The sequence below is a fragment of the Thermodesulfatator atlanticus DSM 21156 genome (genome assembly GCF_000421585.1).
Lineage (GTDB): Bacteria > Desulfobacterota > Thermodesulfobacteria > Thermodesulfobacteriales > Thermodesulfatatoraceae > Thermodesulfatator > Thermodesulfatator atlanticus.
This window is the reverse complement of sequence record NZ_ATXH01000004.1, coordinates 72,005-84,699: the sequence shown is the minus strand read 5'-3', so window position 1 is coordinate 84,699 and position 12,695 is coordinate 72,005. Positions and strand designations below refer to the sequence as shown.

Genomic DNA, 12,695 nt, shown 5'->3' with positions numbered 1-12,695 from the left:
GGTGGTGGCCGATATAAAACGAAGAAACAGTTAAGGAGGAGAGGTTATGGATACAAACATGAAAGTGCTGGTAGTGGATGACTTTGCCACCATGCGCCGCATTATCAAGAACATCTTGCTTCAGCTTGGTTTTAAAAACATCATTGAGGCTGATGACGGCACCACCGCCTGGGAGATCCTTGATAAAGGAGAAAAAGTAGACCTCATTATTTCTGATTGGAACATGCCCAAAATGACCGGCATTGAACTTCTCAAAAAGGTTCGCAGTGATGAGCGTTTCAAGGATTTACCGTTTTTAATGGTTACGGCAGAGGCCCAGAAAGAAAATATTATCGAGGCTGTTAAATACAAAGTAAGCCAGTATATTGTTAAACCGTTTACTCCGGAAACTTTACAGGAAAAGCTAAAAAAGATTTTTGGCTAATTAGATGGCAGAAGAGGAAAAAGAGAAAGAAAAAAATGAAGACCAAGAAGAAAAAGATCCCCTGGCAGATCTTTTAGTGGAAGAAGAGGAAGAAGGCGAAGAAAAAGAAGAACCAGAAGAAAGTGAAGCCAAAAAGGGGACTGAAGCTGAAAGTGAAGACGCTGAAGAAAAAGATGCTGACGAAGAGGTAAAGCAAGAAAAAAAAGAAGGTCCCCCAGAAGATTTTGAAGACCCATTGGCAAGTATCCTTGGAGAGGAAGAGTCTTTAGAAGAACCCCAAGAGGAAGACTCCAAAAAGGAGGAAAAAGACGAAGCGCCTCAAGAAGAGCAAGAAACAGAAGCAGAAGCCCCCTCGCGGGGTAAGCTTGTTTTTGTCTTCTGGATTTTAGCCATTTTGATCCCTTTAATTTTTTTGGGGGCAGGGGTGTTCACCTTAATGCAATTAATGAAACAACCTGTGGGGCTTTATCCTCAAAAAGAAAAGGCTCCTTCCAAGGTTCAAGTTCCCCAAAAGAAAGAGCAAGAACCGGAACCCCCGGTTGTTTCTTCACCTATTGCGGTGGAAGGAAGAAAGATTCTTTTTCTTAAGGATTTTCTTATCCCTTATCGCCGCGAAACCGGTGAGTATCTCTTTGTAAAAGCAAAAGTCATGCTTTATTTTGCCAAAGAAGTAGATTATTTACGTGCACAAAAAAATAAAGCCCTTTTCCGCGAAGAACTTTACCGACTACTTCGCAATGTGCCTCTTTACCTCTGGGAAAACCCTAAGGGAGCCAAAGTGATCGAGCGGGAGTTTATGGATTATTTGACAAAAAAGAAAATAGGTGATGTAGTTCCTGTAGAGATTAAAATAAGTGGTTATGTTTTAAAATGACATGCCAGATGACATAAAAGCTCCATTTGCTATTACCCCAGCTTACCTACGGGTGGAAAACGCCTCAGAGCGTTTGCCTCGCGAAAGGCAGCAGTCGTCCAAAAAGAAAGCTAAAACAAAAACAACTAAAGAAAAGCCCAAAATATCTTTACCAGGAAAAGGAAAACACATAGACATCAAAGTTTAACCTATGCTGGATTTAGATCTTTTTTTCTTATTACAGGCTGTTTTTGATCTGTTGCTTTTGTTTTTAATTCTGCTTCTTTATTTGCAGGTAAGACGACTGCAAAAGATACCCTTTGATGAAATAGAAAAGCGTTTAAAGACTGCCAACGAGCTTTGTGAGAAGCTTTCAGAAAACATTGCCAAAAAACAAGAAATTTCTGAAAAAATTATTTCTGCTCTCGAGACTGGGGCTAGCGCCTGGGAAAGCACACGTAGTGATTCTCAGGATATCAAAGAAAAAGTACGCAAACTTGCCCAAAAAGGGCTTTCTGTAGCAGAGATTGCCAAAGAAACAGGGCTCCAAGAGGGCGAGGTAGCCCTTATTCTTTCGGTTTCAAAGAAAAAATAAAAAAACAATGGATCCTATCCGTGGCCCTTTGCCTATTTCTTTGCGCAATATCCCTCAGGGGCTAATAGAAATCCTCACCCCTGGGCGCGCCTTTACTGCGAGGGTTGAAACTATCGAAGGAAGGTTGCTTACGCTTTTTGTGGGAAACGAAAAGCTTGAGGCCATGCTGGCTGAACATTTACCCCAAAATCTTTTTAAGCCTGGCCAAGTAATAAGGCTCAAAGTAGCCTCCCTTGGCCCGCCTTTAGTTTTAACCATTGAAACCAAAGGAGAAAAAGACATAAAACCCCTTTTAAAGCATACGTCACAAACACTTCTCAAACTTCTTCCCCAAGAAGAGCAAAACTTTAAGCTGCTTGATATTTTTAAATGGCAAAGCGCTTCCCCTAAAAAGGCCAAAGAAGCTTTGTTTTTCTTAGTAGACCACTTTTTTAAAACCTTGAGCAAAGATAGCTCTGCTAAACAAACAAAAGGAGATGCAAAAAAATTTCGTCTTGAAATTAGAGAACACTTCCTGAAACTCTGGCAGGAAGGCCAGTTTGTTATTCCTTTTCTTTTTGGAGATAGGGTTTCCTGGAGCTACCTTTATGAGGACCGGGAAATTGCTTTTGCTAAACCGGGTGTGCGAAGCTTTTTGTTGGTGCTTTTTCTTTCTCGTTTGGGTTACCTGGAAGCGCGTTTTAACTTGAGTCCTAAGCTTCTTTTGCTAGAAATAAGTTTTGCGCGCGATGAGGCCCTAGCAAAGGCTCGTAAGGCTCTTTCTTCCCTTTATGAGATGTTTTCCTCTTGTGAAGATAAAGTTATCATAAAGCTTAACACCCTTGATGCATATCCTGGACAGATGTTACGGCTTAGAGGGTGATGTTTAGTTTTTTGAAACGCAAAGGGAATACTAAAGAACCAGTACTTGAATCCCAGAAGCCTTCATCATGGCTCGAGACATCTTTGAAAGACTTAAAGCGTGCTGAAGAACTTCTTGCCAAGGACCCTGACATTTCGGCTCATCTGGCTTGGCAGGCAGCGCGCAAGGCCTTAAAAGCCATGGAAAAGAAGGCAGGAAAGCGTATCGCTGAGCCTTCTCTTGAAAAAATTTTTCTTCATTTTCCTGAAGGGAAGCAGGCCCCGCGTCCGGTAAAAGAAGCCGTTAAGTTTCTTGATTTGTTTAAAAGGCTTGCGAGCCACGAAGATATTTTCCTTGAAACTAATTTGGGGCTTGGATCCCTTACCCAGGAAGACGCCCGTCGGGTGCTAAACGCGGCCCAAACCCTTATCAATCACCTAGCACATAGACTTAAGTAGTTTTCTCGGCATTACCGAAAGCATTTTTAGTTGACATCGTTTTCTAGTAACCGTTCCTATTTTTCGGAACGAAAAATGAAGGGATCCCCTTGGGCTATTCATGACTTTACTCCCAACAAGAAGAAATTCTTCGTTGCCAAAATCCGTTCTCTGAGGTATCCACATCAGAGTGGGAGGGAAAAATGGAAAGGTTAAAGCTTGTTATTTCTCAAGAAGAGATTGCCAAACGTATTAAAGAGCTTGCCCGGGATATTTCAAAAGATTATCAGGGGCGCAGGGTGGTTTTTATTGGAATTCTTAAGGGAGCCTTTATTTTTCTTGCTGATCTGGTGCGAGCCGTTCACCTTGAACAGCTTGAAATAGACTTTGTTAGGCTTGCAAGTTACGGATACGCTGATGCCACTTCTGGCGAAGTAAAAATCACCAAAGATGTTGAAATATCATTAAAGGACAAAGATGTTTTAATCGTTGAAGATATCATCGATACCGGGATAACGCTTGATTATTATCTAAAAGTACTTCCCCGTTATGAACCCCGTTCTGTTAAAGTTTGTTGTTTGATAGATAAGCCTGAGCGCCGTGAGGTAGAAATTTCGATTGATTATCGCGGTTTTTATGTTCCCAAGGGTTTTTTAGTGGGGTATGGGCTTGATTTTGCAGAAAAATATCGCCATCTTCCGGCAATTTATGAAATAGAGAGGGTCTCGTGAAGCGATTTTTTAAGTTTGTAGTCTATTATTTTAAAAACAGTCCGTGGTATATGTGGGTTTTGAGGATTGGGCTTGCGCTTTTACTGTTTAAGCTCTTTATGTGGTCTCAAAAACTTGACCAAATAGCCAAATAGGAGCAGGCCAAATGCCTGCTCCTGTTAGACTTTTACCACCAGCTAATGGTTTTGTCAGCTTCAAATATCAGCTGAATTAATTTGTCGTAATCTGCATCTTCTTTTGCTTCATAAAGCTTAAACTCTTGGGCTTCGTTACCCTCGTTTAAAATTTCTACTAACTTTTTTACTTCGTCTGTTGGTTCGTTACGATATACGTGAAGAATCTTCATTTCGTATCCCTCCTCTTAGGAATTAATCAGCACAAGCTGGTGGAGGATCTTTCTTTTGTTTGGGCATGCCGTATCCAATAACAACGTCTGCCTCTTTTAATTTTTGGGCTAGTTCTTCGAGAGTAATAGGAGTGAGTCCGGCTTCTTCAATGTTGTATTTTTTTGCTTCTTCGTCTGCGATAGTATCTACCACACAATATACTTCACCTTCCATATCGCGAATCCATTCGATATTTTCTTTGACATAGTCTGTGAGACGCGGCATTTTGTTGTAAAACACACAACAGTGAGAATAGTGGTTTTCTACTGACTGTCCCAGGGTGGATCTAATACAGTCAGTAATGTAAATTCTGTTTGCTACTAAAAAATAAATCTTTAAAGATTCCATATTTATCCCTCCTTTAAAGCACTAAGTATGCGCCACATTCTTCCAAGATTTGTCCGTGAAAAGCCTGTGTGCGCAACTGAGAAGGCTTCATGCCCCCTGGAATATCAGTTTCAAGATCAAAACCTTCGCAGGTATAAGAATCTGCACAGATGGCTAGGTCTTCTTCAGGGATCATTTGTACTAACTTGGGAAAATCAGGTTGTTTGGTTAAATGAACCGCCTTGAAAGTAAAAAACACTTTTACTTTTTTGCCAGCCCTTTGGGCTGCTTCTACTATTTTCATCAAGTGGTTCATATACTGGGGCGTGGTTACAAAAATGCCCAATTTGTCCGGATCTCTGCTAGACATAAAAACACCTCCTAATTTTGTATTGAAGCTGTGGTTATCCGCCTACTTTGATATAAAAGCGGAAGAACCCTCCTTCTTCGCGGACCCCAAGAAACTCGTGGCCAGCCCTTTCACACCAGCCAGGCAAGTCGTTCTTAGAACCAGGGTCAGTCCCCAATACTTCTAAGATCTGGCCAGGTTTCATCTTCTGAACAGCCTTTTTGGTTTTAAGCAAAGGCATAGGACAAGAAAGACCCTTACAATCAAGAGTTACATCTGGGGTAATTCCTTCTGGGGCTACTTTGACATCAGACATAGCTTATCCTCCTTTTAGTTTTTATTATTTACATTTCTATGACCATCTTATTGGAATCTTCATTCCAATCGATAATGATGTACCAAACGACACAAATAAGAGTAATTAGAAACAATGTTCCTCCATAGCCTAAGTACTCTGGCATAAAGACGGCTTTACCAAGGTATCCGTTTTCAATAACGTCATATTCTGCGAAATAGTGACGTATAAGAGAGTTTGACAAAGCGAAGAAGAAAGCAACTACCCAGAGCTTGATTTGGCCTTCAGCAACACGCCAAAGAGCACCAGAGCCGCACCCACCAGCTACAACCATGGCTGCGCCAAAGATAAAGCCTCCCAAAAGGGCACCCAAACCAAAGGTCGGGGTCACGTACATCATTTCCGGCCGGATTTCTTGATACTTGAGGATAGATACACCAATGGCTCCAATAATGATGCTTACCATAATGGCTTTACCCATGGAGGCTTCGCCTGTCATAAAGGGTTCACGGAAACCATTGACCATACAGAAACGACTGCGGTGAATGACGTAACCAATGCCAGCGGTAATTATTAGACATCCACCCAGGACTTCGCCGTTGTCCAAATCGCTTCGGAAATAGGCATAAGTAGCTACAATAAGACCCACAAACAATAGAAAGCCAATGTAAGGGCTAATCTTTCGAAAACTTATTTCAAAACCGCCACTTGAAGGGAAATGTTCCAATTCCCAGTAAAGATATTTAATTCCTACGATAACACCAAAAGTTAACCCTATAGCCATTAAAAAGCCGTTTGCTGCAAGATTTTGGATTGCTACATAGTATCCTCCAACGTTACAACCCATGGCCAAGGCAGAACCAAGACCCATGAGAATACCGCTAACAATTGCTTTTACGTACTCGATTTTTGGGGGAAAACGTAATCCGAATTCACGAGCAAGCATGGCAGATATCATCGCTCCCCATATATATCCGATATTCAATACAGATGATGAGAACTCCAAAGGATGAGGGGGAGCGTCTTCATAAAAACCTATGCCGTAAAAGAGCCAATCTGCCCAGTTTCTAAGACCTCCGACAATTCCCCAGGGGCGATACCATGCTTCTAAGAAAACACAAAAAATAGCGAGCAAGATACCACCCATCATGGGAGACCAGTTTGACTGAGCAAAAGCCTTCCAACTCCTTGAGATTGCTTCTTTGAAGTCAGACATGCATTCCCTCCCTCCTAACAAAAATTTTGATTAAAAAATATCGAAACATTCAAGAACATCCCCTATCAAAATTGAATCAAACTGTCAAACTTTTTGAAAAGAAAAAGCTTGGCATTTTTTTACGAAAATAAAAAAAATACTCTACCTGCTTGCTATAATCTTGCAGAAAACCGAAAATTAAAGTTGAGTTGTCAAAAGAAAGGAGGCGGTTATGCGGTATATATGGATGCTACTTTTGGGCCTCTCTTTTTTAATTTTTTCAACTGGGGTTCGCGCTATGGAAATAGCTCCGGGTCTTTACAAAACGGTTCTAGGCAATGGTCTAACCGTTATAGTCGAGGAGAACCACCGTGCTCCGGTAGTGGCTGTTCAAGTGTGGGTAAAGGCTGGAAGTGCCTACGAGAAAGACAGCGAAGCTGGTATTACGCACCTTATTGAACACATGATTTTCAAAGGTACCGAGAAGCGTAAGCCCGGAGAAATTGCCTCCACCATCGAAAGTTTTGGCGGAAGCATTAACGCTTTCACCTCTTACGATTATACCTGTTATTATGTGACAGGCCCGCGGGAGATATTAGAAACCGCCCTTGATGTCCTTTCAGATGCCATTTTTCATTCGATTTTTGATCCGCAGGAGCTAGAACGTGAAAAGCAGGTGGTCCTTGAAGAAATGCGCATGAGAAATGACCGGCCGGCTCTTGCTCTTGCAGAAGCTGTCATGCAAAAGGCCTATCTCAAATATCCCTATCGCCGTCCAATTATTGGCTATCCTGAGACGGTAAAAGCCATCACCCGTAAAGATATTCTCGATTATATGGCCCGCAGATATCGTCCAGTGCATATGGCGGTGGTTGTGGTAGGTGATGTGAACGCTGAGCAAGCCCTTGCCAAGATTGCCTCTTACTTTGGTAACGAGCCAAAGCTTCCTCCTCAAGTTGTAAATTTTCCGCAAGAACCTCCTAAGAAAGAACCAGCCTTGGTGACTTTAGATAGAGACGTAAAAGAAGGTTATTTTCATCTGGCCCTGCCCGGACCGAGTATCCTTAAACCAGAAGCCCCGGTAATGGATGTCATTGCCGTGCTTTTAGGTCAAGGAGAGTCTTCGCGTCTTTATCAACAACTTCGCCGTGAAAAGGGAATAGTCCACACTATTTACGCTTACACTTTTACCCCCAAGGGCCCAGGGCTTTTTGAGGTAGCTGGCACCGCTCCACCAGAGAACTTGCGGGAAGCTATCAAAGAATCCCTGGTTGAGATTTTTCGTCTGAAATATGACCCGGTGCTCCCTGAAGAACTTGAAAAAGCCAAGACCATGGTTGCTGCTGATTTCGTCTATAGTCGTGAAACCATGCAGGGAGAGGCGCGCAAACTAGGCGCTTTTGAAATTCTTACAGGGGATCCACTTAAAGCCAAAAAGTACCTTGAGGCTATTAAAAAAGTAACCGCCGCCCAGATAAAAGAAGTTGCCGAAAAGTATTTTACGCCTCAAGCAGTAGTAGCGGGGCTTTTGGCTCAAAATGTCTCTCAACTTATTTCTCCAGAAGATTTACAGGTCCTTGTTGAAGAAGCGGAAATGGAGGCCTCAGGGATTTCACCTGGGATGGAACATTGGGTTTCCCCAACGGTCAAAAAGAAGCTTGCCAACGGCTTAACTGTTCTTATTACCCCCCAAAAAGACGTTCCTGCTTTTTCTATGGCCCTTGTTTTTCCTGGAGGCTTACGTTTTGAAACCGAAAAGACAAACGGCCTGTTCCGCGCGCTTGCCTCTTTGTGGACTAAAGGCACTCTTGAAAAATCAGCGGATATGCTGGCTACTTTGGTGGAATCCATGGGGGGAGAAATTGCTGGATTTTCTGGAAGAAATACCTTTGGCCTAAAGGGAAGCTTCCTTTCTGAAAATTTAGAAAAAGCACTAAGTCTTTTTGCGGAAGTTGCTGAAAAGCCTGCCTTTTCTGAGTCCGAGCTCGAAAAATTAAAGCCAGAGCTGTTGGCTGCCTTAGCCCGTCAGGAAGATGATCCCCTCCAGCTTGCTATCAGGGAATTTTATCGCTTACTTTTTGCTCCACATCCTTACGGCTTAAATATCCTAGGTTCTCGCGATGTTATCGAAAATCTCCATGCGGAAGCCATTAAAAAGGCCTATGAAGATTATGTTGCACCATCTCGCGGCGTTCTTTCCATCGTAGGAGATGTTGATCCTGAAAAAATTATGCCGCTTCTAGAAAAATATTTTGGTACCTGGCAAAAGGAAGCTAAGCCCCTTCCTGAAGATAAAGAGCCTGAGCCACTTCTTGAACCCAAGCTTTCAACCATCAATATCGACAGAGAGCAAGTCCATTTGATTTTGGGTTTTAGAGGGCCAAGTATGTTTTCCGAGGACCGGTATGCCATGGAAGTACTTAATGCTGTGCTTGCCGGGCAGGGAGGCAGGTTGTTTAAAACTCTGCGCGATGAGGAAGCCCTGGCATACTCTGTAACCTCATTTCTTACTTTGGGTATCAACACCGGTGGTATAGGATTTTACATTGCCACAGAACCTGCGAAGAAAAAGTTAGCCCTTTCTGGGCTTTGGCGCGAAATTGCCAAGGTTAACCAAGAAGGTGTTACCGACGAAGAGATCAAACGGGCCAAACGTTGGTTGGTGGGCCGCTATATTACCGGCCTTCAAACTAACATGTCGCAAGCTATGGATCAGGCCGTAAACGAAGTTTTAGGGCTTGGTTATAATTATGGCTTGCGTTATATCCAGAAAATCCAAAATGTTGAATGGGAAGATATTTCAGAAGTTGCTAAAAAATATCTTGAAAACAAACCTTATGTTTTGGTTACCGTGGGGCCTTTAGAAGATTAAGGTTGATGCTTTAGCATTTCATGCATGGACTGGACAATGGCGGACAAAAGGGCCAGCCAGATGGTCATTTTTATCCCTGTCTTCAGGGAAAATGTCTGTTTCAAGATCTTGCGGCAAAAGCCGTGAAACATGTAAGCCATGAGACCACTATAGACAAAGAAGCTAAACATCCAGCGAAAAGACTCATAAAAGGTTCTTTCTAGGTTTTCAGGGTAGTAACGGATACTAAAAAGAATGCAAAGAATAATTCCTGCTAAAAGTTCAATTTTTTCTTTTAAGGTGAATTCTGGAAGGTTCATTTGATCCTAAGACTAACCTTTTTTACAAATGGTTTAAAGGCCTTCATTCCTTTAGCTTCGCTTACAACCCTTAGTATTTCGTTATTTTTTGTCAAAAGCCCTGAGAGGATAGTTATGGGATAGTCGTGAAAAACTTGAGGAAAAAGAGGGGTGCTTCCTCCAAGAAGTATGACTTCGCGGGCATTGCCAAGATAATCAAGTATTTCTTCCAGGGTTTTGTTAATCAGGGTTACGGCCGTGACAATGGCTACGCTTGCCTGAGGGAGATAGTCAAACATGTCAGCTTCTCTAAGGGTCTCGGTAAATCTTGCAGGTTCGCGTTCAAAGATCCAGAATTCCGCTACTTTGCCTTTTAAGCGGGCTGCAAGGGGTTCAAAAAATCCAACCATGGCTACTTTGTCTTCAGGAGAAATATTGGCAAGCGTAAGAGGATCTTCAAAGAGATAGTCGTCTCGTTCTGTGTTTAAGATGGCATTTATGGTGGCCAGCCCTACGGCAGCTTCAATGTTGTTGGCAGATAGAAAATATTTGGCCACGATATCAGCAGGCTTGCCAGCAAAAGTTACTTCTGGTTCAAGGACGTTACAGCTTTTTTTGCCTTCGATAATCGTATAGGCAAGACCAATGTTTCCGTTGTCAAGTTTTACTGCGGTATAGCCGAGGCCGATGCGTACATCGGCTACTATGCGGCCTCGGCCTTTGGAAAGCGCTTTTTCAAGGAGTCTTTCGTAAACCGTCATCATGCCTTTTTAAGTCCACAGCTTCCCATTTTTTCAAACTCAAGAGATGCCTTTACGATTTTTTCGGCAATATCAGCAAAAGCTTTTCCTATCTCGCTTTCAGGGTCAAGGGCTGCGGGTTTTCCAACCTCACCACTTTTGGCAATATCTGGGTCAAGAGGGATTTTACCAAGAAACGGAACGCGAAGATCCCGGGCAAGTTTTTCACCGCCACCTTCGCCAAAAACCGGGATTATTTGTTCTTTGCCATCAGGGCCGATGGTTTTTAGGTAAGACATATTTTCCACGATCCCGAAGATGCGGGTGCCAAGCTCGTTAAACATATCTACCGAGCGCACCACGTCAGAGATCGCTACTTTTTGAGGGGTGGTCACGATAACAACTCCGCGCAAAGGAAAGACCTGAGCCACGGTTAAAGGGGCATCCCCTGTGCCAGGGGGAAGGTCAACCACTAGGAAGTCAAGCACACCCCAATCCACTACTTCGGCAAGTTCTGAAAGCGCACGGTGTACTAACGGCCCACGCCAGATAATAGCCTGGCCTTCAGGGGCCAAAAAACCAAAAGACATCACTTTAATGCCGTAACGTTCAGGTGGAATAAGAAGATTGTCTCTGGTAAAGGGCCTTTCGCCTTCAAGACCCATGAGCAGCGGGACATTGGGCCCGTAAATATCAGCATCAAGGATGCCAACTTTATATCCCTTTTTGGCAAGGGCTACCGCAAGATTTACCGCTACGGTGGTTTTCCCTACGCCCCCCTTGCCACTAGCCACGGCAATAATGTGACGAACGTCTTTTAAGGCCTTTTTTTCGTCGATTGGTTTCTTTTTGCCAAATATTTTTTCCCTTTCTTCAGGAGTCATGGTGGTTAACTCAACTTCAACTTCTTTTACTCCGGGCACTTCAGAGACAGCCTTTTTAACATCGTCGGAAATGCGCTTTTTCATTGGGCAGCCTGCAATGGTAAGGGCTACGGTGACGATGACTTTGTCTCCGTCGATCTTTACGTCGCGAATCATGCCGAGGTCAGGAAGGCTCCGTCCAAGCTCCGGATCTTTGACCTTTTTAAGGGCTTCCATTATTTCTTCACGTGTTGGCATATCAACCTCCATTAGTTGAGAATAATTTACATTTGGCAGCTATTCTAACACTAGTTGAGCTTCTGACTAGAACTTTTTATTTGATTTTGAGAGGATTGCCAGCCACCAGCAAAAAAACCTCATCACACAGTCTGGCCACACGTTGATTAAGAAGCCCAAGATTTTCGGCAAAAACTCTTGTTTCGTGTTCAGCAGGCATAAGTCCCAGGCCCACTTCGTTGGAGACAATGATTAAAGGGAAATTTATGGTTTTTAGTGCTGTGAGCAAGTCTTCGACGTAACAAGTAAGGTTTTTTTGGTGGTAAAAAAGATTTCCCAGCCAGACAGTAAGACAATCAAGCACCACCACCCCGGGGTTTTCGATAGTTTTTAAAGCGGTAGCAAGCTCTAAGGGGGTTTCGATAGTTTGCCAGTTTTTCCCGCGCTCTTGGCGGTGTTTTTTTATTTTGGCAGCCATTTCCGTGTCAAAGGGCTCTGCAGTGGCAAGAAATATTTTAGGCTGGGGATATTTTTCAGCAAGTTTTAGGGAAAAGCTACTTTTTCCGCTTTTAATACCACCTAATACTAAAATTTTCATGAAAGAAAAGCATAAAAGGCATATATGCCCAAAACAAGATGAAAGGGCTATTTTTTATCCAGACAAAACTCAACGAATAATTTTGACCCGTTAACGGAAAAGGGAATGACAAGCCTTTGTGACTTACAAAGGATATCCAGGGTGTGATTTTCCCCGCTCACAATGGCAGGGGTTGAGCTTTGAAGGCTGATACCTTGTTTTTCAAAGCGCCGCCTAAAGGCACCGCATATCATATTGGCCATCTCTCCGGCGGCGTCTCTGGTTTCGTCGTTTATGGTTTCAGGGCGTGTGCCAAAAAGCGCAGCTACAATATCAAAAAGGCATTCTTTTTCAAAAGTGACCACAAAAGTACCAGTAAAGCCCTTGCCGGTTAGCCCAAGAATTGCAGAAACTTCCCCTAGCGATTCAATTTCTTTTCTGATAAAACTTTTCCCAATTTCTGGTTTTTGGCCGGTGAAAGTGGAAATAACTTCTGTCACCGAAGCTTCGAGCGCATCAACAATGAGCGACTTACTCATTTCGCCTCCCTGGGTACTTTTTTCTTTTTTCTCGTAATTTTGGGGCTAAAGCTTTAATGTGAATTTACAAAATCTTTCTCGTGCCTATTTTGTTATTTAGGACCCGTTCCCATTTTTTGTGTCGAAAAATAGGAACGGATCCCAAAGAGCAATGTT

The 12,695-nt window shown here is 43.0% G+C and carries 18 protein-coding genes; 8 read left to right on the top strand and 10 right to left on the bottom strand.

The window, feature by feature from the left end; genetic code table 11:
• Positions 1–46: 46 nt before the first annotated feature.
• From H528_RS0102635 to hpt, 7 genes are all read left to right on the top strand, one after another.
• Positions 47–424 carry a chemotaxis response regulator CheY gene (locus H528_RS0102635; RefSeq protein ID WP_022852800.1) on the top strand — a complete coding sequence of 126 codons (378 nt, stop codon included), beginning with the start codon at positions 47–49 and terminating at the stop codon, positions 422–424.
• 4 nt (positions 425–428) lie between these two features.
• Positions 429–1,298, top strand: coding sequence for a hypothetical protein (locus H528_RS0102630; protein ID WP_022852799.1), 870 nt, complete (start codon positions 429–431; stop codon positions 1,296–1,298).
• Position 1,299: 1 nt separating this feature from the next.
• Entirely contained in the window at positions 1,300–1,485 is a 186-nt protein-coding gene (locus tag H528_RS0102625) for a hypothetical protein (RefSeq protein ID WP_022852798.1), read from the top strand.
• Positions 1,486–1,488: 3 nt separating this feature from the next.
• Positions 1,489–1,872: a DUF6115 domain-containing protein gene (locus H528_RS0102620; protein WP_022852797.1), complete on the top strand. Its 384-nt coding sequence runs from the start codon at positions 1,489–1,491 to the stop codon at positions 1,870–1,872.
• Positions 1,873–1,879: 7 nt separating this feature from the next.
• Entirely contained in the window at positions 1,880–2,734 is an 855-nt protein-coding gene (locus H528_RS0102615) for a hypothetical protein (RefSeq protein ID WP_022852796.1), read from the top strand.
• Positions 2,734–3,171 carry a HEPN domain-containing protein gene (locus H528_RS0102610; protein ID WP_022852795.1) on the top strand — a complete coding sequence of 146 codons (438 nt, stop codon included), beginning with the start codon at positions 2,734–2,736 and terminating at the stop codon, positions 3,169–3,171. Before H528_RS0102615 ends, H528_RS0102610 begins: the two co-directional genes overlap by 1 nt.
• 182 nt (positions 3,172–3,353) lie before the next feature.
• A complete protein-coding gene (gene hpt / locus H528_RS0102605; protein WP_022852794.1) occupies positions 3,354–3,881 on the top strand; it encodes a hypoxanthine phosphoribosyltransferase in 528 nt (175 codons plus the stop codon).
• A 166-nt stretch (positions 3,882–4,047) separates the two neighbouring features.
• Here hpt and H528_RS0102595 read toward each other — a convergent pair whose 3' ends face one another.
• From H528_RS0102595 to H528_RS0102575, 5 genes are read right to left on the bottom strand one after another with little or no spacing between them, the layout of a single operon-like run.
• Positions 4,048–4,227, bottom strand: a complete 180-nt coding sequence (locus H528_RS0102595; RefSeq protein WP_022852792.1) for a hypothetical protein — start codon at positions 4,225–4,227, stop codon at positions 4,048–4,050.
• A 22-nt stretch (positions 4,228–4,249) separates the two neighbouring features.
• Entirely contained in the window at positions 4,250–4,615 is a 366-nt protein-coding gene (locus H528_RS0102590) for a hypothetical protein (RefSeq protein WP_022852791.1), read from the bottom strand.
• A gap of 13 nt (positions 4,616–4,628) precedes the next feature.
• On the bottom strand, positions 4,629–4,964 hold the full coding sequence (locus H528_RS0102585) for a hypothetical protein (protein ID WP_022852790.1): 336 nt from the start codon (positions 4,962–4,964) through the stop codon (positions 4,629–4,631).
• A gap of 34 nt (positions 4,965–4,998) precedes the next feature.
• Positions 4,999–5,259, bottom strand: coding sequence for a sulfurtransferase TusA family protein (locus H528_RS0102580; RefSeq protein ID WP_022852789.1), 261 nt, complete (start codon positions 5,257–5,259; stop codon positions 4,999–5,001).
• 28 nt (positions 5,260–5,287) lie between these two features.
• Positions 5,288–6,454 carry a YeeE/YedE thiosulfate transporter family protein gene (locus H528_RS0102575; RefSeq protein WP_022852788.1) on the bottom strand — a complete coding sequence of 389 codons (1,167 nt, stop codon included), beginning with the start codon at positions 6,452–6,454 and terminating at the stop codon, positions 5,288–5,290.
• Between the two features lie 211 nt (positions 6,455–6,665).
• Between H528_RS0102575 and H528_RS12355 the strand changes: the two genes are divergently transcribed.
• Complete coding sequence (locus tag H528_RS12355; RefSeq protein WP_022852787.1) at positions 6,666–9,305, top strand: M16 family metallopeptidase; 2,640 nt, start codon at positions 6,666–6,668, stop codon at positions 9,303–9,305.
• Here H528_RS12355 and H528_RS0102565 read toward each other — a convergent pair.
• The 5 genes from H528_RS0102565 to H528_RS0102545 form a co-directional block, all read right to left on the bottom strand.
• Complete coding sequence (locus H528_RS0102565; RefSeq protein ID WP_022852786.1) at positions 9,302–9,604, bottom strand: hypothetical protein; 303 nt, start codon at positions 9,602–9,604, stop codon at positions 9,302–9,304. The two genes, H528_RS12355 and H528_RS0102565, sit on opposite strands and share 4 nt — an antisense overlap.
• On the bottom strand, positions 9,601–10,347 hold the full coding sequence (locus H528_RS0102560; protein WP_084677629.1) for a DUF364 domain-containing protein: 747 nt from the start codon (positions 10,345–10,347) through the stop codon (positions 9,601–9,603). Before H528_RS0102560 ends, H528_RS0102565 begins: the two co-directional genes overlap by 4 nt.
• Positions 10,344–11,444: an Mrp/NBP35 family ATP-binding protein gene (locus tag H528_RS12350; protein WP_022852784.1), complete on the bottom strand. Its 1,101-nt coding sequence runs from the start codon at positions 11,442–11,444 to the stop codon at positions 10,344–10,346. The genes H528_RS0102560 and H528_RS12350 overlap by 4 nt, the downstream gene beginning before the upstream one ends.
• A gap of 76 nt (positions 11,445–11,520) precedes the next feature.
• Positions 11,521–12,021, bottom strand: coding sequence for a bifunctional adenosylcobinamide kinase/adenosylcobinamide-phosphate guanylyltransferase (gene cobU / locus H528_RS0102550; protein WP_022852783.1), 501 nt, complete (start codon positions 12,019–12,021; stop codon positions 11,521–11,523).
• A gap of 47 nt (positions 12,022–12,068) precedes the next feature.
• A complete protein-coding gene (locus tag H528_RS0102545) occupies positions 12,069–12,539 on the bottom strand; it encodes a chemotaxis protein CheX (RefSeq protein ID WP_022852782.1) in 471 nt (156 codons plus the stop codon).
• Positions 12,540–12,695: the final 156 nt, after the last annotated feature.